Annotated in this window: 24 protein-coding genes and 1 pseudogene; 5 read left to right on the plus strand and 20 right to left on the minus strand. The window is 38.2% G+C overall.

Annotation, left to right across the window (positions count from 1 at the left end):
• Positions 1–50: 50 nt before the first annotated feature.
• The 5 genes from accA to dnaE all read right to left on the minus strand — a co-directional run bounded on the left by accA (position 51) and on the right by dnaE (position 7439).
• Positions 51–1007 (minus strand): acetyl-CoA carboxylase carboxyl transferase subunit alpha, encoded by a 957-nt coding sequence (gene accA, locus OE105_RS08530; RefSeq protein WP_275419780.1) that lies wholly within the window; start codon positions 1005–1007, stop codon positions 51–53.
• Entirely contained in the window at positions 998–1867 is an 870-nt protein-coding gene (accD, locus tag OE105_RS08535; RefSeq protein ID WP_275419781.1) for an acetyl-CoA carboxylase, carboxyltransferase subunit beta, read from the minus strand. The genes accA and accD overlap by 10 nt, the downstream gene beginning before the upstream one ends.
• A gap of 78 nt (positions 1868–1945) precedes the next feature.
• Positions 1946–2557, minus strand: coding sequence for a FadR/GntR family transcriptional regulator (locus OE105_RS08540; protein ID WP_275419782.1), 612 nt, complete (start codon positions 2555–2557; stop codon positions 1946–1948).
• Positions 2554–3798, minus strand: coding sequence for an NADP-dependent malic enzyme (gene ystJ, locus OE105_RS08545; RefSeq protein ID WP_275419783.1), 1245 nt, complete (start codon positions 3796–3798; stop codon positions 2554–2556). Before ystJ ends, OE105_RS08540 begins: the two co-directional genes overlap by 4 nt.
• A gap of 305 nt (positions 3799–4103) precedes the next feature.
• On the minus strand, positions 4104–7439 hold the full coding sequence (gene dnaE, locus OE105_RS08550; protein WP_275419784.1) for a DNA polymerase III subunit alpha: 3336 nt from the start codon (positions 7437–7439) through the stop codon (positions 4104–4106).
• Between the two features lie 216 nt (positions 7440–7655).
• Here dnaE and ytrH point away from each other — a divergent pair, with 216 nt between their 5' ends.
• Positions 7656–7988 (plus strand): sporulation membrane protein YtrH, encoded by a 333-nt coding sequence (gene ytrH / locus OE105_RS08555; RefSeq protein WP_275419785.1) that lies wholly within the window; start codon positions 7656–7658, stop codon positions 7986–7988.
• A complete protein-coding gene (gene ytrI / locus OE105_RS08560; RefSeq protein ID WP_275419786.1) occupies positions 7985–8488 on the plus strand; it encodes a sporulation membrane protein YtrI in 504 nt (167 codons plus the stop codon). The genes ytrH and ytrI overlap by 4 nt, the downstream gene beginning before the upstream one ends.
• A gap of 245 nt (positions 8489–8733) precedes the next feature.
• On the opposite strand, the gene OE105_RS08565 is transcribed toward ytrI, so the two are convergent.
• Positions 8734–9684 carry a DHH family phosphoesterase gene (locus OE105_RS08565; protein WP_275419787.1) on the minus strand — a complete coding sequence of 317 codons (951 nt, stop codon included), beginning with the start codon at positions 9682–9684 and terminating at the stop codon, positions 8734–8736.
• 126 nt (positions 9685–9810) lie between these two features.
• Between OE105_RS08565 and OE105_RS08570 the strand changes: the two genes are divergently transcribed.
• Positions 9811–10098 carry a YtpI family protein gene (locus OE105_RS08570; RefSeq protein ID WP_275419788.1) on the plus strand — a complete coding sequence of 96 codons (288 nt, stop codon included), beginning with the start codon at positions 9811–9813 and terminating at the stop codon, positions 10096–10098.
• A gap of 53 nt (positions 10099–10151) precedes the next feature.
• Here the strand turns inward: OE105_RS08570 and OE105_RS08575 are convergent, their stop codons facing one another.
• The 3 genes from OE105_RS08575 to OE105_RS08585 all read right to left on the minus strand — a co-directional run bounded on the left by OE105_RS08575 (position 10152) and on the right by OE105_RS08585 (position 12643).
• Positions 10152–11465: a DRTGG domain-containing protein gene (locus OE105_RS08575; protein ID WP_275419789.1), complete on the minus strand. Its 1314-nt coding sequence runs from the start codon at positions 11463–11465 to the stop codon at positions 10152–10154.
• A gap of 104 nt (positions 11466–11569) precedes the next feature.
• Positions 11570–11854, minus strand: a complete 285-nt coding sequence (locus OE105_RS08580) for a hypothetical protein (RefSeq protein ID WP_275419790.1) — start codon at positions 11852–11854, stop codon at positions 11570–11572.
• A gap of 111 nt (positions 11855–11965) precedes the next feature.
• Positions 11966–12643, minus strand: a complete 678-nt coding sequence (locus OE105_RS08585) for a metal-dependent hydrolase (RefSeq protein WP_275419791.1) — start codon at positions 12641–12643, stop codon at positions 11966–11968.
• A gap of 153 nt (positions 12644–12796) precedes the next feature.
• On the opposite strand from OE105_RS08585, the gene OE105_RS08590 reads away from it, so the two are divergent.
• Positions 12797–13894, plus strand: coding sequence for a M24 family metallopeptidase (locus tag OE105_RS08590; RefSeq protein ID WP_275419792.1), 1098 nt, complete (start codon positions 12797–12799; stop codon positions 13892–13894).
• 372 nt (positions 13895–14266) lie between these two features.
• Here the strand turns inward: OE105_RS08590 and ald are convergent, their stop codons facing one another.
• A complete protein-coding gene (gene ald / locus OE105_RS08595) occupies positions 14267–15403 on the minus strand; it encodes an alanine dehydrogenase (RefSeq protein ID WP_275419793.1) in 1137 nt (378 codons plus the stop codon).
• A 193-nt stretch (positions 15404–15596) separates the two neighbouring features.
• Between ald and OE105_RS08600 the strand changes: the two genes are divergently transcribed.
• A complete protein-coding gene (locus OE105_RS08600; RefSeq protein ID WP_275419794.1) occupies positions 15597–16046 on the plus strand; it encodes a universal stress protein in 450 nt (149 codons plus the stop codon).
• A gap of 286 nt (positions 16047–16332) precedes the next feature.
• Here the strand turns inward: OE105_RS08600 and OE105_RS08605 are convergent, their stop codons facing one another.
• From OE105_RS08605 to sppA, 10 genes and pseudogenes are all read right to left on the minus strand, one after another.
• Positions 16333–16824: a DUF7878 domain-containing protein gene (locus OE105_RS08605; protein WP_275419795.1), complete on the minus strand. Its 492-nt coding sequence runs from the start codon at positions 16822–16824 to the stop codon at positions 16333–16335.
• A pseudogene (locus OE105_RS13995) lies at positions 16800–16895 on the minus strand (SAR2788 family putative toxin); the annotation flags it as partial. The gene OE105_RS08605 and the pseudogene OE105_RS13995, both read right to left, overlap by 25 nt.
• A gap of 91 nt (positions 16896–16986) precedes the next feature.
• Positions 16987–17817, minus strand: a complete 831-nt coding sequence (locus tag OE105_RS08610; RefSeq protein ID WP_275419796.1) for an EcsC family protein — start codon at positions 17815–17817, stop codon at positions 16987–16989.
• Between the two features lie 147 nt (positions 17818–17964).
• Positions 17965–19164: an acetate kinase gene (locus OE105_RS08615; protein ID WP_275419797.1), complete on the minus strand. Its 1200-nt coding sequence runs from the start codon at positions 19162–19164 to the stop codon at positions 17965–17967.
• 415 nt (positions 19165–19579) lie between these two features.
• Positions 19580–20575 (minus strand): class I SAM-dependent methyltransferase, encoded by a 996-nt coding sequence (locus tag OE105_RS08620; RefSeq protein ID WP_275419798.1) that lies wholly within the window; start codon positions 20573–20575, stop codon positions 19580–19582.
• Positions 20576–20697: 122 nt separating this feature from the next.
• A complete protein-coding gene (gene tpx / locus OE105_RS08625) occupies positions 20698–21198 on the minus strand; it encodes a thiol peroxidase (RefSeq protein ID WP_275419800.1) in 501 nt (166 codons plus the stop codon).
• Between the two features lie 150 nt (positions 21199–21348).
• Entirely contained in the window at positions 21349–21813 is a 465-nt protein-coding gene (gene ytfJ / locus OE105_RS08630) for a GerW family sporulation protein (protein WP_275419801.1), read from the minus strand.
• 3 nt (positions 21814–21816) lie between these two features.
• Positions 21817–22437: a DUF2953 domain-containing protein gene (locus OE105_RS08635; RefSeq protein ID WP_275419802.1), complete on the minus strand. Its 621-nt coding sequence runs from the start codon at positions 22435–22437 to the stop codon at positions 21817–21819.
• Positions 22438–22502: 65 nt separating this feature from the next.
• A complete protein-coding gene (locus OE105_RS08640; RefSeq protein ID WP_275419803.1) occupies positions 22503–23039 on the minus strand; it encodes an RDD family protein in 537 nt (178 codons plus the stop codon).
• Positions 23040–23050: 11 nt separating this feature from the next.
• Positions 23051–24055, minus strand: a complete 1005-nt coding sequence (gene sppA / locus OE105_RS08645) for a signal peptide peptidase SppA (protein WP_275419804.1) — start codon at positions 24053–24055, stop codon at positions 23051–23053.
• Positions 24056–24076 lie beyond the last annotated feature (21 nt).

The raw sequence follows: 24076 nt of genomic DNA on the forward strand, positions 1-24076 counted from the left end.
AGGAAAAAAACGTGCTAAAAAAGCACGCTTTTATTGTAAGGTATTTCCTTTTATGAAAAAGAAATACTTCCAATTGTCCTATATTTTTCATAACGATGTTGTACGATTTCTGATTTTGGAATGTCCAAAAGTTGTTGTAAAGATTCTTTTAAAGCTTGGTCGATGAATTTCGCTTGGGCAGCTATATCTTTATGGGCACCACCTTTAACTTCAGGGATTATTTCGTCGATAATTCCCAGTTCTTTTAAATCATTTGCGGTTATTCTCATCGTTTCTGCTGCCCGCTTTGCCAACCCCGCATCTTTCCACAATAGGGCTGCAGCACCTTCGGGAGAAATCACCGAATAGGTGGAATTTTCAAGCATTAAAATATGGTTTGTAACACCAAGAGCTAAGGCACCACCGCTTCCCCCTTCTCCAATGACAATGGATATAGTAGGTACGGTTAATCCTGCCATTTCAAATAAATTTTTTGCGATGGCCTCACTTTGTCCCCTTTCTTCCGCTGCCTTTCCAGGATATGCACCTTTTGTATCGATAAAACAAATGACCGGTCGGTTAAATTTTTCCGCCTGTTTCATCAGTCTTAATGCTTTACGATACCCCTCAGGATGGGGCATACCAAAGTTTCTACGAATATTTTCCTTCGTATCTTTTCCCCGTTGGTGTCCGATAATCGTAACTGGTAGGCCTTTATATATTGCCACACCCCCTACAATCGACTCATCATCACCAAAATATCGATCCCCGTGGCATTCAAAAAAACCTTCGAACAAATGTTCAACGTAGTCCAACGTCGTCGGTCTTTGGGGGTGACGTGCAATCTGAACCCGATCCCACGGTTTTAAATTAAGGTAAATTTCATCTTCTAAATTTTTTAAACGGGCTTCTAATTTTTCCACTTCCGATGTTAAATCGACATTTGCATGTTCAGTAATTTCCCTTAATTCTTTGATTTTTTTCTTCAATTCAATAACAGGTTTTTCAAATTCAAGCTCTACTCCCAAGACATGTCACCGCCCTTTGTGTGCAAATCAAGAATAAATGCCAATTTTTCACGCAATTCCTTTCGATGGATGACTGCGTCGAGTTGACCGTGTTTGAGCAAAAATTCCGCCGTTTGAAAATCTTCCGGAAGCTTTTCCCGAATCGTTTGCTCGATGATTCGTCTACCAGCAAATCCGATTAGTGCCTTTGGTTCAGCAAAGTTATAATCCCCTAAGGAAGCAAAACTTGCAGAAACTCCTCCAGTGGTCGGATGGGTCATAACGGAAATAATGAGGCCACCCTGATCGCTAAACCGTTTTAAAGCAGCGCTCGTTTTTGCCATTTGCATTAAGCTTAATACCCCTTCTTGCATACGGGCACCACCGGAAGCAGTGAAAATAATAAAGGGCAAACGGGACTCTTCTGCCTTTTCAATAGTCCTTGTAATTTTTTCACCAACAACCGAACCCATACTTCCCATACGAAAGGAAGCATCCATAACAGCGATGGTCGTTTTATTCCCTTTTATAGCACCGACACCAGTGACCACTGCTTCATTTATTTTCGCCTTTAAACGATCGTTTTCCAATTTTTCCAAATAACCTGGAAAATCAAGGGGATTTGCAGATTCCATATTTCCGTCCGTCTCTTCGAAGGACCCGTCATCGAGTATACTTGCCAATCGTTCACGGGCATTCATTTGAAAATGGTAATCGCAATGTAAACATACTTTTAAATTTTGGTTTAATTCTTTCGTGAACATCATTTTTTTACAATTCGGACATTTGGTCATAATCCCCTCAGGAACATCTTTTTTTAAATCATTCACCGGTACAGTAGCATAGGTTTTTTTATGCTTCGAAAAAAATTCTTTTAGCAAATTCCTTCCTCCCTATCGAACAATTCAACGTTTGTTCTCCCCGTTACTTTAATTTCATATATTCCAAAAAGAAGTTTATCATCGGTGATCAAAGGAGGTGAAAATCGAACGATAAAGATCGTCCGCTTCCTCCCGATTCCCTTCATTTATAGCTTGTATTAGTCGGATATACCGTTCTTTTCCAACGTGATAATTAACGTTTAATGACGATTCAAAATTAGCTAGAATTCGCCATATTTTTAATAACAAATAGTTATCTGTCTGTTCGAACATTTTTTGAAAACAACGAGATCGATCCTTTTTTTGATTAAAATCGTATGAATCAACGATCGTTTTTTTTTGATCGATTAATAGGTGAATGGCTGCAAGCTCGATTAATTGTTTTGTTTCTGAAACATCTTTTTTTGCATGTTCATTTGTTAAAATAAATCCACTCAAAATTTCCACGAGACGGTGGTTACGGAAATCAGCTATAAAGGTACCTTCTCCTCTTCTCGTTTCAATCAAACCGAGCAATTCTAATGCCCGTAATGCTTCTCGAACCGAAGAACGTCCTACCTTTAACTGCTCCGCTAATTCCCGTTCGGAAGGAAGCTTCCCACCGGGTTTCAATTGATTCTCATCAATTATTTCCTTAATTTTCTTTACAATTTCTAAATATACCTTCGTTTGCCTCCCACGCTCGTTCATTCGACCTCACCATGATTTATTTTCGCTCGTTTCATCGTTTTTTCCTTCACTTCCTCCGGATCAACTCTCTTTCTAGCCACTCCCGTTTCCATCGCAGCCTTTGCTACCCAGGCAGCCACTTCAGGTGCTACGCGGGAGTCGAAGGGATTTGGAATAACATAATCTGGTGAAAGTTCATGATCACTGATTAACCCAGAGATGGCCTCTACTGCTGCTTGTTTCATCTTCTCGTTAATATGGGTAGCTCGAACGTCAAGGGCACCACGAAAGATGCCGGGAAAAGCGAGGACGTTATTTACTTGATTCGGATAATCGGAACGACCGGTACCGATCACAAGGGCACCTGCTTCCTTTGCCTCTTCAGGCGTAATTTCCGGAGTGGGATTTGCCATTGCAAAAATAATAGGTTGATCATTCATCGAATAGATCATTTCCTTCGATAGGGCACCCCCTACGGAAACACCGATAAACACATCGGCACCTTCAATAACGTCTTTTAACAGTCCCTTTCGTTTTTCCCGATTTGTAAATTTTGCTACCTCCGATTTTATACGGTTCATCCCATAAGGACGACCTTCATAAATGGCACCTTTTGAGTCACATAAAATAATGTCCCTTACTCCATAATGATATAACAATTTGATAATTGCGATTCCTGCTGCCCCTGCTCCGTTAGCCACCACTTTAATTTCAGACATTTTTTTCCCAGCTAATTTCAACGCATTCACAAGGCCTGCAACGGTTACGATTGCCGTTCCATGTTGATCATCATGGAATACGGGAATACTAATTTCTTTTTTTAGTCGCTCCTCAATTTCAAAACAGTAGGGAGCAGCAATATCTTCCAAATTAACTCCTCCAAAGGTCGGTTCCAAAAGCTTGACGGTTTCAATCACTTTTTCAACATCTGTCGTATTTAGGCAAATTGGAAATGCATCGACCCCTGCAAAACTTTTGAATAATACTGCTTTACCCTCCATCACAGGCAAAGCCGCTTCAGGTCCAATATTTCCTAGTCCTAAAACAGCAGTCCCATTGGTTACAACCGCAACCGTATTTCCCTTCATCGTATATTCGTAAACTGTCTCTGGTCGATCGTAGATGATTTTACACGGTTCTGCCACTCCAGGAGAATAGGCTAAACTTAAATCCTTTTGTGTTTGAACTGGAACTTTCGTATTTGTTTCCAATTTGCCTTGAAAAGTCCGATGGAGATGTAAAGCTTCTTGTCTAAGCTTCAAAATATGTACACTCCCTTTGGCTTTCATTTTCTAACCATAGACCTTTACAGCATGTCCAACTTTTTCAAAGGAAAAACGTACTGAATGGATCGCGATTTCCATTCAGTGTCTGCAAAAAAGCGACAGATTTTCGATTTTCCACAACATGTAAACCGTGTATCCCTAATTCTTCCGTTCGATTACAGGAGTGGTCTGACCACATAAAGTTTCACTTATCATATTAACATAAATGTCTCGATTGTAAAGAATTCCGTTTTTACGATTTTTTTTAACATTCACGTTTTCCTAAATGATTGAAAAAAACCTTATTTGAAGGCAACATTTTTATCCCCAAATAACCGCTTAATTTTCATCACCCCTTCACTCCTTAAATCGATCCAATATTCATCGGGCAATTGAACAGTCCGTCTTCCACGTTCATAAAATAAAATGACCGGTGTCTTTCCTTGATACTGTTTTAAAATCTTTTTTAATTGAAGGAGTTTTTCATGTTTTTCATCTTGGACAACCCGAATAAATAATCGAAGATCTTTTACTCTTTGTTGCATTTCTTCCGCTAAGTTTGCATCTTGAATGATAAATTGACGTTCCCCATTTCTTTTATCTAAATAACCGACCAATAGCAGAATTTCATCATTTTTTACATAACCACTAATTTTTCTATACACTTCTGGAAAAGCGACCGCCTGAAGATCCCCCGATTCATCACTGATATGTAAAAAGGCCATCGCTTCTCCCCTTTTTGTTCGAATTTTATGCACGTGGGATATGTAAACGAGAACCTTACAATTTCTCTCATGTAACAGTAGTTCAGCCAAATGTTTACAACGTTCGTAATAATAAACGTTTCGGTATATTGAAACGGGATGTTCAGAAACAAAAAGACCTAATACCTCTTTTTCGTATTTTAGTTTGTCATGAATTGGAATTGGTTCTTTTTGTACGTATTTCGGTTGAAAATCAAGCAAACCATCACCCATTAAATGCATTTGTCGGTCTTCCGGTTTCATCAAGCGGGCATGTTCGATCGCCGCATCCAATGAAGCTAGTAAAACTGCTCGGTCCTGTTGAAATTCATCGAAGGCACCGGCATAAATCAAATGCTCCATCGTTTTCCGGTTGACCGTTTTCAACGAAACCCGGAGACAAAAGTCGAATAAGTCTCGGAATGGTCCTTCCTTTCTTGCACGAATAATTTCCTTTAAAGCTTGCATTCCGACTCCCTTAATAGCAGCAAGACTGAAACGAATTCCATCATGATCAACGAAAAATCGGTATTGACTTCGATTAATGGAAGGTCCTTTGACAGCATATCCGAATTGTTTTAACTCCATAATATATTCAGCAATTTTTTCCTCATTTCCGATCACCGATGTTAGCAAAGCAGCCATAAAATGAAGGGGATAATGGGCTTTTAAATAGGCAAGTTGATAGGAAATCATACTATAAGCAACGGCATGGCTCCGATTGAAACCATAATCAGCAAAATGAACGATAATATCATACAATTCATTGGCAACCTTTTCCGAATACCCAGAACGCAAAGCCCCTTGAACAAAATGTTTCCGCTCATGGTCTAGAATATCCCGCTTCTTTTTTGATACCGCACGGCGAAGCAAATCGGCTTCTCCAAGGGTAAAACCGGCAAATTTCGAGGCCACTTGCATAATTTGTTCCTGATAAACGATGACTCCATACGTCTTTTTCAATATATTCTCTAAATCGGGATGGGGATAAACCACCCGTTCCCTCCCGTGCTTTCGATCGATATATAAAGGGATGTTCGACATAGGCCCTGGCCGATACAAGGCGTTTACAGCAACGATATCCTCAAACTCGCTCGGCTTCAATTTCTTTAAAACATTTCGCATTCCTTCCGACTCCAGCTGAAAAACACCCGTCGTTTTTCCTTCCTGAAGCAGAAGAAACGTCTGTTGATCATCAAAAGGAATGTCTTTCAACCGAATGGTTTTCCCTTTTGTTTTTTCAATATCTTTCAAAATATGTTCCATCAACGAAAGATTTCTCAAACCTAAAAAATCCATTTTTAAAAGACCGAGTTCTTCCAAAACTCCCATCGGGTATTGGGTAAGTAATGTGTCCGTCGATCCCTTTTGCAAAGGCACTATATCGAGTAATGACCGATCGCTAATGATAACCCCAGCCGCATGGGTGGATGTATGTCTTGGCAAACCTTCAATTTTTTTTGCAATTTGAAAGATTTGCCTGTACTTATCGTGCTGAACTAATTTTTGAAGTGCAGGCGATTCCTTCAATGCTTCATCTAAAGTAATACCTAATTTGGACGGAACTGCTTTCGATAATTGGCCCAATTCTTGATTAGAAAATTGAAACATGCGGGCCACATCCCTTAACGCCGCTTTTGCTGCAAAGGTTCCAAAAGTAATAATTTGGGCCACCTGATTTTCCCCATATTTTTGTACCACATATCGAATGATTTCATCTCGCCGGTGATCGGGAAAATCGATATCGATATCGGGCATCGACACCCTTTCCGGATTTAGAAAACGTTCAAACAATAAATCATATTTGATCGGATCCACATCTGTTATTCCGAGAACAAAGGCAACGAGGGAGCCAGCTGCAGAACCCCTCCCTGGGCCGACGATGATTCCCTTTTCCTTCGCATAACGAACAAAATCCCAAACGATTAGAAAATAATCGCTAAAATTCATCCTTTTGATAACGTCCAATTCATAGGATAATCTTTTCCAGTACACGTCTTGCGGGTCAGCAATTCGTCCACGTAATCCCTTTTCACACAACTCTTTTAAGTATTCATCTGAGCTGCCATAAGGAACTGGATATTTCGGAATAAACCGTTGATGGAAGGAAAAGCGAACTTCACATTGATCGACCATGTTTTCCAAGTTTTTTAACACTTCCGGATACGTTTGAAGGAGGGATTTCATTTCCCTTTCCGATTTTAAATAATATTCTTTCGAATGTGGCTCAGTCTGTATGTCACCAATTGGTATATTCTTTTTAATCGCTAGTAAGCATTTCCAAGCATAATAATCATCTTTATTCAAAAATCGGACCGGTTCCACTGGAACGACAGGTATTCCCGTGTCGATAGATATTTGGAGAATTTGATCGATAAGCCCTTTTTTCCCCTCGTCTGTATTCGGACGAATGGATAAGAAAAAAGCATTTTCATCAAAAAGGGTTTGGTATTCCTTTGCTTTTTCTAAAGCGGATTCCATTTCACCTTCTAAAAGAAGCTCGTCGATCTCCCCTAGCCCAAAAAAGGAAATAACGAATAAATCTTTTCGTAAACGTACTAACCAATTTAACGGAATTCCAGCCAGTGACTTCGTTTGGATCGCACTAGAAATTTTGATTAAGTTTTGATAACCGAGATACGTTTTTGCAATTAAAATAAACGGATGTGCTTCTCCAGATTCCGTTAAAACATCTACATTAAGCCCGATGATCGGTTTCACATTATGTTTTAAACACGCTTTGTAAAAGGGAATGACCCCGTATAAAACGTTTTTATCCGCCAAAGCAACCGTACGATACCCTCTTTTTTTCGCTTCTTGAACGAGCTCATCCGGCATAATCATACTTTCCAATAATGAATAGGCACTGAACGTGTCCAAATGAATAAATGTCATCGCTTTCCCCACCATTCTACAAATTCGGTGTAGTTTGATTTGTCTATTATTATACTATCATTCGTATGTTTCCACATAGCCATTACAGCTTAAACAGAAGGAGAATTTTCTAAGGGCATCATAATCGAATCCACATGTCCATACATTGTTAATAAGCCATCTATCGAAAAAATGTTTACGGAGGGAACATATCGTTCGAAACGGGAGGAAAAAGAAATGAACGAAGCATTTGTGCCTACTTTTTTCCATAGCTTTTTTATAGCCTTAGGCGTCCTTCTTGGAGGGGCATTATTAGGGGGACTTTCCGCCTTCCTCACAGGAAATCCACCTTTAACTGAAATTTACCGTTTATCAAACAGTTTACGAATATGGGCCATCGTTGCCGCGATTGGAGGAACGTTTGACATGGTATATCGATTTGAACGGGGATTAATTTATGGTGACACCGATGACTTAATTAAACAAATTTTTCTCATTTTAGCTGCACTTGGGGGAGCCCAAACTGGTTCGGTAATTATTAACTGGCTCACCCAGGATCATTTATCATGAGACTTCCAGCAAAACGTTATTATAAAAACGGGCAACGTTTCTTTTTCGGAGTCGTAATCGGTGCTATGATCAGTTGGCTCATTTTTTTATTCATGTTCGGACATATGCAGGAGGAACAGGCGAAAACGATCCGAAAACAAAAGGAACAAATTTTGGAATTGCAAAAGGAAAAAAATATTTGGCAGGAAGATTTTAAAAAACTAAATGAAAAAAATAAACAACTGTTAACGGTTCAAGAAGTAATCGTGAAAATTGAAAATGCGAAAAAATATCGCATCGATCCGTTAAGTGTTTTTGAGGTGGAAGAGTCTATTAAAGAGGATATTAACAATCTACTGGCTAAAGACTTACATCTCGTTTACGAAAGTCGCGATTTATTGAAAAAGGTAATTATGAATAAACAGATTAAAATCAATGATAAACGGTATCGATTAATCATTAAAGAAATGGTTATTTATACGACATTAACCATTCATTTAGAATTAATTTTAGACGATTAATCACGTTTTAATAAAGGGCTGTTCAAAAAGGACAGCCCTGTTCTTCGAAAAAAATAAAGTTCAATTGATTTCATTTCAGTGGCGGCAATTTTCGCGGGTACGACCTGGTCCTTTCGACTTGATCGTTCGTTGTGGCTTCGTCTCGTATTATCCCCGCTGGAGTCAGCCATCTTCCCTTTCATCAATTTAGGGACTCGTCGGACAGTTCCAAATAAAACAGCGATGAATGACTATTTTACTTCGATCTAACCTTTTATTTTATACGTTTTTACAGCCTCGCGAAGATCATCCATTACCGAACCAATTTCCTCCCAACGATAAATCGTTGCCCCGGCTGCTAGCGGATGTCCTCCACCATTATATTTTTTTGCCACTTCATTGACGATCGGCCCCTTCGAACGTAATCGTACCCGAATTTGATCATCCTCTTCAATGAAAAACACCCAAGCGACGATTCCTTTTATTTTTCCTAAAACACTTACCAACAAGGACACTTCCGATGGTTGTAACTGATAGGATGCCATTTGTTCCTTCGTAATGACCACTTTCCCAATCCCATCCGCATCCTTTTCAAAATGTTGTAAAATATATCCCTCGAATTTCACTAAATTTTCGGTCATCTCATACATTTGATTATGTAATTTTGTACGGGAAAAGGGATATTCGATTAATTCACTTGCGTAGCGGAAAGTCTTCGCTGTTGTACTCGGATATAGAAATCTCCCCGTATCTCCAACAATTCCCGCATATAACAATCTTGCCGCCTTTGCATTCATTTTCAATCCCTTATCCTTCACATGTAAAAACCATTCGTAAATCATTTCACTTGTGGAACTTGCGGAAGTATCTACCCAGTTAAGATCACCATAAGGATCTTCATTCGGATGATGATCGATTTTTATTAAATAGTTTCCCAGTTGATAACGATCGTCGCAAATGCGTTCCCGATTAGCCGTGTCACAAACGATTACAAGGGCATGTTGAAAAATGGTATCCGATACTTCATCCATTTGATTCAAATACATAAGCGTCTTTTCATTTTCCCCAACAATATACACATTTTTATCCGGAAAGGAATGTTTAATGATCTCAGCTAGCCCTCCTTGGGAACCGTAAGCATCCGGATCGGGGCGCACGTGCCGATGGATGATGATCGTATCGTATTGAATGATTTTTTCATAGATTTTCTCTTTCACTTTATTACACCTTCTATCTTTTTCATATTCATTCGTCTTCAACCTGTTTCCTAATGGAAGCGTTATAGTAGCATGAAAACGGTATACTCGGTACAATGAAAGAAAATCAGAAGAGGGAGGACGTTCATGGGTATCCTATTATTTTTGATTCTATTCTCTTTAGGATTTTATGTATATTATAAAATCAAATACATACGTTCAAACAACGGGAACGAAAAAAAATGGTTATCGGCGAAATCATCGATTGCTCTCGGTTTATTCGTTGGATTTTTCGGGCTAAATCGCCTATTTATTTCCCAGTCGACGGTTTCCATCGTCATCGGCATCATATTTTTGCTCGTCGGTACCGTAAGCGTTTGGACTGGATTTAAAGCGTATAAATTTTATACACCGTACGTCATGAAAGATGACTAGAAAGGTATTGAAAAGGGAAAGTAGAGCGGTTTATGCTCTATTTTCCTTTTTCATTAACGATCGATAAATTGGAACATTAATAACGCTTGACCGACCATCACGCCATCATGATACACTTCAATAATCGACTTTCCGAATTTTCGTCCCAATTCTAAAATGGTTGGTTTTATTTCTATAATGGAATCCAATTGAATCGGCTTTAAATAATAGACGGTCAATGTTTCTAAAACGAGTTCTCCCCTTTTCAATTTACGGAACGCCAGTTTTGCCGATTCGACAATCACCGATGTAAAGACACCATAAGATAAGTTTCCGTGATGATTCGTCATTTGTGGGGTAATTTCGAATGTAAAAATCGCATGTTGACCTTGGTCGGTTTCTTCTTTCAATTGTTTAGAAATAATATTATCAATCGTCTCAGCTACGTGCGGTTGACGCTGGGCAGTTTGTAAAGCTTTTAACACATCCTGGCGACTGATAATCCCTAGAAGGCGGTTTGTCTCGTCAACGACTGGTAATAATTCAATCCCTTCCCAAATCATCATATGGCTCGCTGTAGCAACGCTCGTATTCGGTGTTGTCGTAATCGGATTTTTCGTCATTACTTTTTCAATCGGGCGATCTTTTTCTTGATGGATGACATCTTTAGCAGTGACAATACCTTCAAGGCGAAAGTCCCCACTGACAATTGGAAAACGGGAATGTCCGGATAATTGGTTAAATTTAAACCACGTATCAACCGTATCGTTTATATTTAAATAATACGTTTGATTTAACGGGATATAAATATCTTCCACAAGCAAAATTTCCTTTTTAATCAATTGATCAAATATGGCCCGATTGATGATCGTTGCAACGGTGAACGTATCGTAGCTTGTTGATATAATGGGTAATTCAAGTTCATCTGCCAGCCGTTTTACTTCTTCTTCCGTATCAAATCCACCAGTAATTAACACTGCTGCGCCAGCCTTTAAAGCGTGCTTTTGGGCATTGACCCGATTTCCGACGATTAACAAGTTCCCCGCTTCCGTATATCGCATCATCGCTTCTAATTCCATCGCACCGATGACAAATTTATTCAGCGTTTTATGCAGTCCTTTTTTTCCACCTAATACTTGTCCATCAACAATATTGACAATTTCTGCATAGGTTAGCTTCTCAATATTTTCCTTTCGCTTCCGTTCAATCCGAATCGTTCCAACCCGTTCAATCGTACTAACAAACCCTTTGTTTTCCGCATCTTTAATCGCCCGATAAGCAGTTCCTTCACTAACGCCTAACTCCTTTGCAATTTGCCGAACGGAAATTTTCACACCGATTGGGAGTTCCTCGATATATTTCAAAATTTGTTCGTGTTTGGTAGCCATTTTTTCACCTTTCATTATTGAAAATTTCAACAATCCTAACTAGCATTATAACAGTTTTTTTCATCTGTATTAATTTTTTTTCATCATTTCATAAAAAAGAAAGGTTATCGTTCTCGAATTCGCCTCGACTGTGGTTGAGTTGGATAACGCAAACGTTCGGCATCTTTTCGTTGAACATATATGTTTTTCCCTTGTTTCGGTGAAAATAATAGACCAACTAAATTTCCCGCAATCGTAAATAGGGCAAATAATAACCAAATCCAAGAAAAATACCCGGCCACTCCTTGTCCATTAAACGGCAAAAGTGGTAAGGCGTAAATTAACAAGCCGATGGAAAACATAAACAATATGAAATATTTCATCCGCATATAACTTCGCCTCTTTCTCAAACATTTTCTCCTTTTCCTAACTATATGCACGTATCGACTGTTTGTATTCAATTATTCCATTTTCATTTTCAAATAAAAAAGAGGGCGTGCATCCCCCTTTTCCGCATCATATTATAATTCCATTCCTTCTCCAGGTTCCAAGATTTTACCGATTCCCGTATCAAGCCTTTGAATAAAATCATTCGGATCTTGTTCAATAACAGGAAATGTGTTGTAATGAATCGGAACGACATATTTTGCTTTAAGTAGTTTGGCCGCATAGGCTGCATCTTCAGGTCCCATCGTAAAATTATCCCCGATCGGCAAAAAGGCAATGTCGATCGGATCTTTGCCGATTAGCTCCATATCGGAAAAAAGTGCTGTATCCCCTGCGTGGTAAATTCTCTTTCCTTCAATTGTCAGCAAAACTCCTGCTGCAGTACCTAAATAATGGAAACCACCTTCCCCATTTTCATAGCCTGTACTATGTAAGGCAGGCGTTAGTTTCACCGTACCGAAATCAAAATCATAACTTCCTCCAATATTCATTCCGTGACTGTTTACCCCTTGACTTGCTAAAAATTGGGCCAATTCAACCATTGAAATGACGAGGGCATTCTTTTTCTTCGCCAATTGCACCGTATCCCCCAAATGATCACCGTGTCCATGGGTAACGATAATATAATCAGGTTGTTCCTTTTCTACCTTTAAATCAGTAAGTCCGTTTCCAGTAATAAATGGATCGATTAAAATTTCCTTCCCCTTCGTCTGAATTTTCACAACCGCATGGCCGTGGTATGTAATTTTCATTTTTAATCAAACCCCCTTTTTTTACATTTAACGAATACATTCGCCATTTTCATTGCAAAATCCTGCAGAAATGTGGTGGAATTTTCGTTTACAACTGGAAATATCGGTGTTAGGCTTATTGTAATCATTCAAAAATACGGAGGGATGGTTCTTATGATCAAGCGTATTCAAACTTTCCAACAATGGTTAAATGAAGAAAAGATCGATGCAGCGATTATTACATCGACAGAAAATGTCTTTTATTTCAGTCGTTTTTACAGTGATCCCCATGAAAGATTGTTGGCAATCGTTCTTTTCCAAAGGGAGGAACCCTTTTTAATATGTCCACTTATGGAAGCAACTTCCGCAAAGGATAAGGGTTGGGACTATCCGATTTTCGGTTATAAAGATACTGAAGATCCGTTACAAATATTAACCGATGAAATAAAAAAGCGAGTTGGAAATGGAACAACATTCGCCGTTGAAAAGAACCATATAAACGCATTTCGCTACGAAACACTTCAACGACAATTTCCCCGCGCTTCCTTTAAAAATGCGGAGGACCAATTAAATCAACAACGACTGATCAAGGATGATGCGGAATTGGAAAAATTAGAAAAGGCTGCTGAACTTGCCGATTATGCCATTCGTGTCGGTATAAATGAAATCAAAGAAGGGGTTACGGAATTACAAATTGTAGCAGCAATCGAATACGAACTAAAGAAAAAAGGGGTGGAAAAAATGTCCTTTCCCACCATCGTTTTGACAGGAGAAAAGGCAGCATCCCCCCACGGTACACCGGGTTTAACGAAAGTAAAAAAAGGCGATTTCGTTCTTTTTGATTTAGGCGTCGTTTACGAAGGTTATTGTTCTGATATTACACGAACCGTCCATTACGGCGGTCCGACAAAAAAGCAAGGGGAAATCTATGAAACGGTTTTACGAGCACAAGAAAAGGCGATTTCCATGAGTCGACCAGGCGTTTCCTGTGGGACATTGGATATGACTGCTAGAAAGATCATAAGCGAAGCAGGCTACGGGGAATATTTTACCCATCGACTTGGACACGGGTTAGGAATTAGCGTTCACGAATTCCCGTCCATTACTGAATCAAATCCCCTTCCTTTAAAAAAAGGAATGGTCTTTACCATTGAACCAGGGATTTATATTCCAAATGAAATCGGTGTTCGTATTGAAGACGATGTGGTTGTGACCGACCATGAAGCCTTGTCCCTCACCCGTTTTCCAAAACAATTGCAAATTATTTCGTAACTTCCTCCCACATATGGGCGAATGCTTAAAACTGGAAATCTTGTTCAAAACATAACCAAAGGATTGACCGATCAGACCTAAGGTAACGGCAGGGAAGATGGTGGCTATTTCTTATGAAACATCACGAACAGAAGCCCATAGACGAGCATGTGAGTTGTAGGGGCTAAACCAATGCCGAAAAAAAGCATCTGCATCGAAATAAAATCAACCGAATTTCATTGACGAGGAAAAGGGACTGTCCGAAAAGTGAGAAATCACCAAATACTAGTAAAACAGAAATGTTGATATATTAAGGTTTTGTAATATTAAAAGGGGCATTCAGAAGTCAAAAATACGACTTTCTGGACAGCCCCTACTTTCGTTAAGGATGAGTTAATTATTTAACACGATTTCTTCTAACAATAATTGTTTTGGGTCGGTGTACTCCATTTGATGGGCTTCCGCTACCCCTTTATGAGTAACATATCCCTTCAATGTATTAATTCCTTTCAACAACGTTTCATTTTCAAGACATGCTCGTTTATATCCTTTATTAGCAATTTGTAATGCGTACGGAATGGTTACATTTGTCAATGCCAACGTGGAAGTACGAGGAACGGCACCGGGAATATTCGGAACGGCATAATGTACAACCCCGTGTTTTACGTATGTTGGTTCGTCATGGGTCGTAACCCGATCGGTCGTCTCGAAAATCCCTCCTTGATCGATAGCAATGTCAACGATGACCGATCCATCCCCCATCTCTTTTACCATCTGTTCGGTAACAAGTTTCGGTGCCTTCGAACCAGGAATTAAAACCGCACCGATGACTAAGTCAGCATTTTTCACCGCTTCATGGATATTGAAAGGATTGGACATTAACGTGTTAATTTCATAGTGGAAAATATCGTCAATTTGGCGAAGTCTTTCCGGATTAATATCGAGAATCGTTACCTTTGCCCCTAAGCCAATCGCTAATTTTGCAGCGTTCGTTCCTGCGACACCTCCACCGATCACCGTTACATTTCCCCGCTGAACGCCAGGTACACCAGATAGCAATATTCCTTTTCCACCGTATACCTTTTCCAAAAATTGTGCTCCCAATTGTACAGACATTCTCCCGGCCACTTCACTCATCGGCGTTAGTAGCGGCAACTGGCCGTTTGGAAGTTGAACGGTTTCATAGGCAATAGCCGTTACATTTTTTTTCAGTAATTCCTTCGTTAATTCTTCTTCATTGGCAAGGTGCAAATAGGTAAAGAGGATTAAATCTTCTCGAAAATATTTATATTCACTTGGCAAAGGTTCTTTCACTTTCAAAACCATTTCCTGACTCCAAGCTTCTTCAGCTGTGTCGACGATTTTCGCACCAGCTTTCATATATTCTTCATCGGTAAAACCACTACCAAGTCCTGCACCTGATTCAATATACACTTCATGCTGATGGTTCACGAGGTGAATAACACCAGCAGGACTCATAGCAACACGATTTTCATTATTTTTTAATTCTTTAGGTATTCCAATTTTCATTTTCATATACCCTCCTGAAATCAATGGATTTATCCAATATTATCATAAAAGGTTGTTTTCGTATCTTCCTTTATCATATAATACAAAACAAAAATACTCACGAAAAACGCTTTCATTTTTAAATCTTTTTTAAATTTTTTTAAAACATAACCTTTATCCTAGTGTATAATAAAAGTATAAGGAGGGATTTTGTATGGCAAATGATTATAAGAAAATTATAGTCGCATTGGACGGTTCGAAGGAAGCGGATTGGGCTTTCAAAAAGGCTTGCGAAATCGCTAAACGAAACGATGGTCAATTATATCTCGTTCACATTATCGATATGCGTTCTTTCGCAACCTTGGAAGCATACGATCAAACCATTGCAGAGAGAGCGAGCAACTATGCAAAAGAAATGTTAGAAAACTACAAAAATGAAGCCTTGAAATTCGGTGTACACGAACCTGAGATCATTATGGAATACGGGTCTCCGAAAGTAAAAATATCGAAGGACATCGCTCAAAATGTTCAAGCAGATTTAATCGTCTGTGGTGCAACTGGTTTAAATGCGGTCGAACGATTCCTAATCGGAAGTGTCTCTGAACATATCGTTCGGTACGCCCATTGTGATGTATTAGTCGTTCGGACGAATAAAGACGATTAAAATGGTATGACTTTTTATCCCTTTCTTTTTGAACTTTATTAAATTATCAACCCGTATCATTCAATGCCCTCTGTTGGTGAAAGAAGATAATAAAAAAGATGTCAAACTTTTGATGGAACAGGAATATCAGAATTTCAATTAGAAACTTGCTGGTTCTGCTATAGAGGACAGGATTCATTAGCCAAAAAAATGGAGTGAAAAACCTAACCGAAGAATTCATTAATTATTAATATTTTCTTGAAAAATGCAAGAGAGACCTGTTTAATTCAAGTCTCTCTTTTATTTGCTAATAATCATCTGAATAAGGACCTTTTACTAAAGGGATCTGTTTTATGAACTTTTTCAATTCGATTCCAAAGTAATTTTCTATATCTCGTTTTAGATTTTGCTCTAATTGAATAAATTCCCTTACGATATAGTCTAAATCGAAAATATTGTACAAATCTTGCTCTGCCCAAATCGATTTCACTCTTGCTTTATTTGAAAATGGAATTAAAGATAGAATAGCACCATCTTCATAATCGTCATATTCAATCGTATAATAATGGAATTCTGGAGTATGTTCATCTGTGACTCTGTTTTTCCATTCGTATAATGCTTTATAGAATTCTAAAATAGCAAGTTCTGTTTCAAAGTATAATTCATTATTGATTTTTATTGTAAGTGTAGCTTCTACCGCTAATATGGTAGGAACATCTCGTTTATCTTTATTTGAAATAATTCCATTATCAACTACAAAATTGTATTCAAAAGTTATTTTACTGGAAATGCTGTCCATATCTTACCATCATATCCTATCACTATTCTTATTTTTGTTTCACCTTTAGTTCCAATCTTTTTTCCTAAGTTTACTTCGAATATGATTCCCCTTTTTACATATATAGCCGAAACATGTTTTATTTGGGCACACTTTTTTCGATATTTTATCATTACAGATTCCTTATTTCATTTCCTTTTCCATTATCCACCGATATTGATAAAACCGTTTCGCATAGTCGGAGACATTTTTTGTAATCCGATAATTCATTCCCGCTCCGATGGCCATACTAATCACCGGAATATTTTGATGTTTTTTCTTTTGGAAAAGCCGAATCACTAACCCTTTCATTAGCTGTAATAATAACGTATTCATCCATTTTTCATCCGTAATATCTTCCAAACCTTCATAAAAATATGGTTGATCCGTATCGTCTAATTCTCTAATTAATTCCTCCCATTCTGCTCGTTGGAATCGTTTCGGTAAAGTTGCCCAACGAAATACTTTTAACGCCAACATCAGTTCATATGGATTTTTTGGATTATAACCATAGGAAGCGGCAATAAATTGTACAGTACGTAAATTGATGATAAGTAATGCTGGTATGTCCGTACTAAGTAATAACGTACTACCTGAACTTGCCATCGTTCCTTGCAATAAAGAATATAAACGATGGGCAGAAATTTGCCGATCGGCTAAATAATTTAATTGAGCAATCGATAATGTTTTCAAGTCTTCTAACTGACGGATAGACTCATTAAATAGTTTTGCTTCTTGAATTATTCGTTCAATTCGATGATCAAAATTTTCCACTTGTTGTAAAGTAAGCTGGATGGAAAATAACCATTGATCCATGCGTCGAAAAATGAGTGAACGCGTGTCCTCAGGTAATATTTGGAACGCCCTATGAACCCATTCATCATATGTATTGGATAAATCGTTCGTCTCCTCGGATAAATTTTCAATCCACTGCTTCAGTCTTCTTGATAATTCCTCTTCTTGTTTCGACAGCATTTTCCAACCCCCCTATCTCCTTCAAAAATCCTTTATGAAAAGTATACCATACGATAGAAAGGTGAAAATCGGAAATGTCTAAAAGAAAAAGCCTTCCTTGTTTAATGGTAAACTTAAGGAAGGATAAATCGAGTAAATTAAGAGGATTTATTCATCGATTTTTGCAATTCGCATAACATCCCGGGCGATCATCACTTCTTCATTTGTCGGAATTACGACCACTTTGACCGGTGAGAACGGATAATTAATAAATGCTTCTGTTCCCCGGGTATTCCGATTGACTTCTTTATCCCAATAGACACCCATAAATTCCAAACCGTGAAGCACTTTTTCCCGAACGATCGGACTATTTTCTCCAATTCCAGCGGTAAAAATAATCGCATCAACGCCGTTCATTCTAGCAGCATAAGAACCGATATATTTATGGATCCGATTTGCAAAAACCTCGAGGGCTAATTGGGCTCTTTCATTCCCTTCATTCGCTTCCGTTTCAATATCCCTTAAATCACTTGAAAATCCGGAAATCGCTAAAAGTCCACTTTTTTTGTTCAAAATTTGTACGACTTCACTAGCATCTTTTCCTGTTTTTTCCATAATATACGGGATTAATGCGGGATCGATATTTCCAGAGCGAGTCCCCATCGTTACTCCTGCAAGCGGGGTAAATCCCATGGACGTATCGATCGACTTACCACCTTCCACCGCAGCAATACTTGCACCGTTTCCTAAGTGACAAGAAATCAATCTTAGTTGGGAAATCGGTCGTTCTAATAACTCCGCTGCCCGGTGGGATACGTATTTATGGGAGGTCCCATGAAAACCGTATTTCCGAATACCAAATTTTTCATAATATTCATACGGAAGGCTATATAGATAAGAACTTTCGGGCATCGTTTGATGGAAAGCGGTATCGAAAACGGCAACTTCAGGAACGTCCGGTAAAATTCGTCGAAAGGCTCGAATTCCAATTACGTGGGCATGATTATGAAGAGGTGCTAATTCTGCTAAATCTTCAATTTTTTGTAAAACATCATCCGTAATTAGGGCGGAATCATTGAAATATTCTCCACCATGCACGATTCGATGTCCGACCCCTTCAATTTCGTCATAAGAACGAATTACACCAAGGGAAATCAATTGATCCAATAAAATTTGAACCGCTACTTCATGGTTTGGAATTTCCTGATTGATTACATGTTTATTCCCATTAAATGTAATAGTAAAGATTCCGTTTTCTAAACCGATTCGTTCGACTAAACCCTTTGTAATTACTTTTTCTTCTGGCATCTCAAATAATTGAAACTTTAACGACGAGCTGCCGGAATTAATGGCCATAATTTTTCTCATTTCATTCTCTCCTCATTACAAATCGTAATTTTATTTTGGACAGCTTATATATTTTCTATTTCATTTCTTAGGTGAAAACAAAAAATGCTCTTCAATTTCACATTAAAACATTGGTTATTTATTTTTTCAATGGTTGTAACAATTTGTTAACGTTATCACAAAGAAGTAATTATATTGTGATATTTCTAACAAAATAATTACTTTTTACTATTTCAAAAGAAGAAAAATAGTTTCTCTTCTTTTTATTTTTCATCTATTTCAGTCATCGCTTGCAATACATGAAAGATAAAACAACAATAGACCTTTGTATCATTAAAAAACGGGCTGTCAATGGATTTGACAGCCCGTTCATGTTCCAATAAGAGCTTTATGTCCAACCTATGAATCATATTTCACAGCAAAGGGACTTTACCCGTTAAGCTTCCCTTTTATTTTCCATAAACCAGCGATTGATTTTTACCATAATCGATTCTACCGCATCTTTATCCTTTAACGAAGGGAGATTGGCCAATAAAACTTCTTTCGGCGGTTTGACCCCTTCTCCATTCTTTTGCAAAATAAGAATACTTTTTCCTAGCCGCCCATCTTTAAACATCGTCGAAGGTAATTGAAACAATGCTTGTATATGTAAATGTTTTTTTATGAACGTATGGAGTTGTTTCGACTCACTTCCTTCAAATAAATTGTTCGGAATAATAAAAAATAAATAACCTCCTGGTTTCGTATATTTCATCCCTTGTTCAATCATTAAATAATGGATGAACGAATGGTCATGACTAGACGTCAATTCAAATGGTTCAGATAAAAATTTGTTTGGATAATATCCAACAGGTAAGTCGCTAACAACCAAATCTACCGGATCAATCAGTAATGGTTTAAGGCTATCTTGATTGTAAAGTTGGATGGAATGCTCTTGTAAATTGGCATTCACATAAGCAATCTTTATCAATAATTCATCCAATTCAACTCCATAAGCCTTTAAAGATGAATTCGGAAGCTGATTCAAAATCGTCGTTAACAAATTTCCCGTTCCGACAGCGATATCTAAAATTGTAAATGTTCGTTTTTCGTTTAAAAATTTCCCAATCAAATAACTAAGAAGAAAGCCGATCGTATCTGGTGTCATTTGATGATGCGGTTGAACATTTTTTCGCATTCCTTTTAAACAAGCAAGTTGAAATGCCTTTCGAATATCCTCCCGCGTATAAGACATGCGATTTATTTCATCATATGCTTTTTCAAGCCTTTTTACCGTCATTTCACTTACGTCCGGTTGAAGCACTTTATTTTGAAAAACATTTTCTCCTGTTTCAATAAGTGCATCTAAATATGTACAATCCAATTCCTTTTCCAATAAGCTTGCAGTTTCATCCAATGTTTGAAACAGACGTTCAACAGTTGTGACTTCCATGTTGGGATCCCCCATTCTTTTCCTCTTTTCACTAATTGTTTATTTTAATATGTTTTCTTTAAGGAAACAAGAAATACATATTCACTCGTATCATCCGAGGGATCCAATGAACGATTATCCGTCTATTTTGCCCGTTTTGCCGCTTCAATGGCCGCTTCATAATTCGGATGGTTCGTCACTTCATCAACATATTCCACATAAGTCACCCGATCGGATGAGTCGATGACAAAAATACTTCTGGAAAGTAAACGTAATTCCTTTATGTGAACACCGTACGCATTCCCGAAAGACAGATCCCGATGATCCGATAACATTTGTACATTGTCGATTCCTGCAGCTCCACACCAGCGGGCTTGAGCAAAAGGTAAATCGACGCTGATCGTTAACACTTTAACCCCTGGCAGTTGGGCTGCTTCTTCATTAAACCGTCTCGTTTGTTCCGCACATACCCCCGTATCGATGGAAGGAACGACGCTGATTAATCGGACATGCCCTTTGGAATCGTTTAACGTTACTTCCGTTAAGTCATTAGCAAGGACCTTAAAATCGGGTGCTTGATCTCCTACTTGAACCGTATTTCCTACTAATGTAACCGGCTTTCCTTTAAAGGTTACTTGTTTCATTAAAAAACCACCTCTATTCTTTGTTTTGTTCTATCATAAATGAAAAATGGAGAAAAAAGCAAATATTTACACGATATTTATATTAGAAATAAAAGAAATCGAAAATAAACCGATGCTCCCATTGCATCGGCATCAGCCAAAAATTAAATTTTATATTGGCGCATCTTCCTTTTGATCACTTTTTCCCTGTGAATCATTCTTGTTCTCACTTTGCTTTCCTTTCTTTTGAGCATTGTCTGACATCATTTGCTGAATTTTTTCCACCATATTCGGTACTAAATCAAAAAGTTTTTCATATAGGTGGGTTCCCTCATCCATGTGAAGCATTTTCACTCCTTGACTATTTACAATTAAAAAGGCAATCGGCTTAATGGATACTCCTCCACCGCTTCCGCCACCAAAAGGTAGTTCACCATTTTCGGATTGACTCGAAGCCCCTTCAACGAAAAATTGGGAACCGCCCGCTGCAAATCCGAAACTTACCTTTGACACCGCTAATATGACACTTCCGTCCGCTGTCTCGATTGGATCGCCGATGATCGTATTCACGTCAATCATTTCCTTTAAATTTTCCATCGCTGTCATCATTAATCCCTGTATTGGATGTTCAGACATGATTTATCCTCCTTTTTTCACTTCGTTTTCCGGATGAATGTTACGGATCTCCCTTTTCCAATAACGAAGGATTTGGATTCCTGCTAAAATAGCATACCCGAGACGTATGCGAACAATACATCGTAAAAACGTTTCAAAAATATTTTGATTGAATATCGGTTGAATATGTACTTTCGGTTTCATTTTTAAACGGGTGTAACGGCTGATCATACCGATAATGTTTCCCTTTACCGTCCATCCTAATCCGATGAAAACCCCTGTTTGAGCAGCATCTTCCATTCCGATTGCGGAACGCCATTCCAATTGATGGACACGCATATATTTTAAAATGCTTTTGCCAATTTGAAGAAATTGGAGAATTTGGTGAAAAATATAATCCATGTCACCGAACGTTTTTACTTCCTGTTTTCTTCCTTTAATCGTTCGATCGATCGTTCTCTTTTTCGGTTTTTGTGATGGACTCGAAGGAAAGCTTTTCTTAAAATGAAGGAGGCCAAAACAAGTTGAAATGTTTATATGGAGGCGATTATCATCGTCTATATACGAATAACTAACATGCAAGCGAATATCGCAGAAAAATAGAAGAAAAAAAAGAAAGAAAAGGATTCCGATCATGAAAAGCATTTTTTCCACAACCTTTCAGCTGCCATTATCGACATAAAAAAATAAAATTAAACAGGGTCAGACCTTTATCTGACCCTGTAATTTTCATGGATGACAGCTGTATCGGAAAAAAAATCGTGCAACCCTTGTTTTTTTGGAAGAAAAGCAACGAGAAAATACAAAAACATAAAACTCGTTGAAATATATCGTCCAATCCATTCGCGGAATAGAACCGTTTTCCATGAAAATTTTTCTTCTGTTAACGGAATCACCTTCAATCCAAAAATCATTTTTCCAAGGGTTTGTCCGAAGTATTTCGTAAGCAACACAAAATATAAGTAAAAAACAACAGCAGAAAGAAACGTATAAGGTGAAAGGAAATCCTCCGTACTCCAATCGAATAAATAAGTAAAGGGCATGACAAAAATTTGCTTCAATCCCCAAACCATAATTACATCCACAAGAAAAGCCCAAAATCGGATCCAAAAACCTGCATAGGCGAATTGATCCTTTTCATCATTCAACAGATTGTGCAACGGAGTATTCGTGCTATTTATCGATTGTTTTTCAATATTTACGCTTTGTTCTATCTTCCCATTTTCCTTATCAAATACTTCATCCATTCGAACACCCCCTATTCAGAATACAAATACATGAGTCGCGGCGAATGATGATGATTCAATAATTGATTGACAATTGTTAACTCCGGATTGTTCCCGAGCATTTTATTCATAGTAAGTCCTAAAATCGATCCGATTCCGAGGTCGTTAGCCACATAACGAACGACTTGAGCATTTTTTAAATTGTAATCGTTCTTCATCGCTTCAATCGTATCATCTAAAAACCCGAACTCATCGATTAGATTTAGTTCCTTCGCTTGTCTTCCGTCATAAATGCGTCCGTCAGCGATTTTTTTCACTTCTTCTTCCGACATATTTCTTCCGTCCGCTATTACTTTGACAAATTCCTCATACGTGTTATCGATCATTTCCTGTAATATTTTCTTTTCTTCCTCCGTCATTTCCCGAGTCGGATTCAAAATATCTTTATACTGCCCACTTTTAATCGTGATCGTGTCAACCCCAAGTTTATCAGCCAATTCAGTCATGTTATATGATTGCATGATTACACCGATGGAGCCTGTAATTGTTTCTTTGCTTGCAAATATTTTCGTCGCTGGAGCCGAAATATAATAGCCACCAGATGCGGCCATTGTACCCATCGAAACATAAATCGGTTTTTCCGTATCTTCCAAGATTTCAGTTAACCGGTCATGAATTTCTGCACTTTCGACTACTCCACCACCGGGGGTATTGACACGTAATACAATACCTTTAACCGTTGAATCTTCCTTTGCCGTCTTCAACTGTTCTAAAAACAATTGATGATTGTAGTCGACATAAGTAAGGAGAGAGCTTCCCCCATCCTGAATCGTTCCATTAACTTCCAAAACTACGATTTTTTTGGTGAGATCCCCTTCTTCTATCACTTCTTCTGAAAATTCCTCATCCGCTGAAAGCCATTCTTCTAACGCTTTTCGTCCATCACCGATCGTGAAAAAAGTCGTCACCGATGTGACCACCGAGATGAAAAACATTAGTACAGCAATCCCTAATGCAATCCAACGTTTTGCGTTCAAAAAAATCCCCCCAAGCATTTT

Origin of the sequence: Fervidibacillus halotolerans, from assembly GCF_026547205.1 — a bacterium.
Taxonomy (GTDB): Bacteria; Bacillota; Bacilli; order Bacillales; family Caldibacillaceae; genus Fervidibacillus; species Fervidibacillus halotolerans.

Excerpts from the sequence above, each read along its gene's own strand:
- OE105_RS08590 (WP_275419792.1), top strand. The coding sequence starts at position 12,797 with ATGATCAAGCGTATTCAAACTTTCCAACAATGGTTAAATGAAGAAAAG.
- OE105_RS08540 (WP_275419782.1), bottom strand. The coding sequence starts at position 2,557 with ATGAACGAGCGTGGGAGGCAAACGAAGGTATATTTAGAAATTGTAAAG.
- OE105_RS08600 (WP_275419794.1), top strand. The coding sequence starts at position 15,597 with ATGGCAAATGATTATAAGAAAATTATAGTCGCATTGGACGGTTCGAAG.
- dnaE (WP_275419784.1), bottom strand. The coding sequence starts at position 7,439 with ATGACATTTATTCATTTGGACACGTTCAGTGCCTATTCATTATTGGAA.
- ald (WP_275419793.1), bottom strand. The coding sequence starts at position 15,403 with ATGAAAATTGGAATACCTAAAGAATTAAAAAATAATGAAAATCGTGTT.
- ytrH (WP_275419785.1), top strand. The coding sequence starts at position 7,656 with ATGAACGAAGCATTTGTGCCTACTTTTTTCCATAGCTTTTTTATAGCC.
- OE105_RS08575 (WP_275419789.1), bottom strand. The coding sequence starts at position 11,465 with ATGGCTACCAAACACGAACAAATTTTGAAATATATCGAGGAACTCCCA.
- OE105_RS08570 (WP_275419788.1), top strand. The coding sequence starts at position 9,811 with ATGGGTATCCTATTATTTTTGATTCTATTCTCTTTAGGATTTTATGTA.
- OE105_RS08610 (WP_275419796.1), bottom strand. The coding sequence starts at position 17,817 with ATGCTGTCGAAACAAGAAGAGGAATTATCAAGAAGACTGAAGCAGTGG.
- tpx (WP_275419800.1), bottom strand. The coding sequence starts at position 21,198 with ATGAAACAAGTAACCTTTAAAGGAAAGCCGGTTACATTAGTAGGAAAT.
- OE105_RS08620 (WP_275419798.1), bottom strand. The coding sequence starts at position 20,575 with ATGGAAGTCACAACTGTTGAACGTCTGTTTCAAACATTGGATGAAACT.
- OE105_RS08635 (WP_275419802.1), bottom strand. The coding sequence starts at position 22,437 with ATGCTTTTCATGATCGGAATCCTTTTCTTTCTTTTTTTTCTTCTATTT.
- OE105_RS08585 (WP_275419791.1), bottom strand. The coding sequence starts at position 12,643 with ATGAAAATTACATACCACGGCCATGCGGTTGTGAAAATTCAGACGAAG.
- OE105_RS08640 (WP_275419803.1), bottom strand. The coding sequence starts at position 23,039 with ATGGATGAAGTATTTGATAAGGAAAATGGGAAGATAGAACAAAGCGTA.
- ytrI (WP_275419786.1), top strand. The coding sequence starts at position 7,985 with ATGAGACTTCCAGCAAAACGTTATTATAAAAACGGGCAACGTTTCTTT.
- OE105_RS08605 (WP_275419795.1), bottom strand. The coding sequence starts at position 16,824 with ATGGACAGCATTTCCAGTAAAATAACTTTTGAATACAATTTTGTAGTT.
- OE105_RS08615 (WP_275419797.1), bottom strand. The coding sequence starts at position 19,164 with ATGAGAAAAATTATGGCCATTAATTCCGGCAGCTCGTCGTTAAAGTTT.
- ytfJ (WP_275419801.1), bottom strand. The coding sequence starts at position 21,813 with ATGTCTGAACATCCAATACAGGGATTAATGATGACAGCGATGGAAAAT.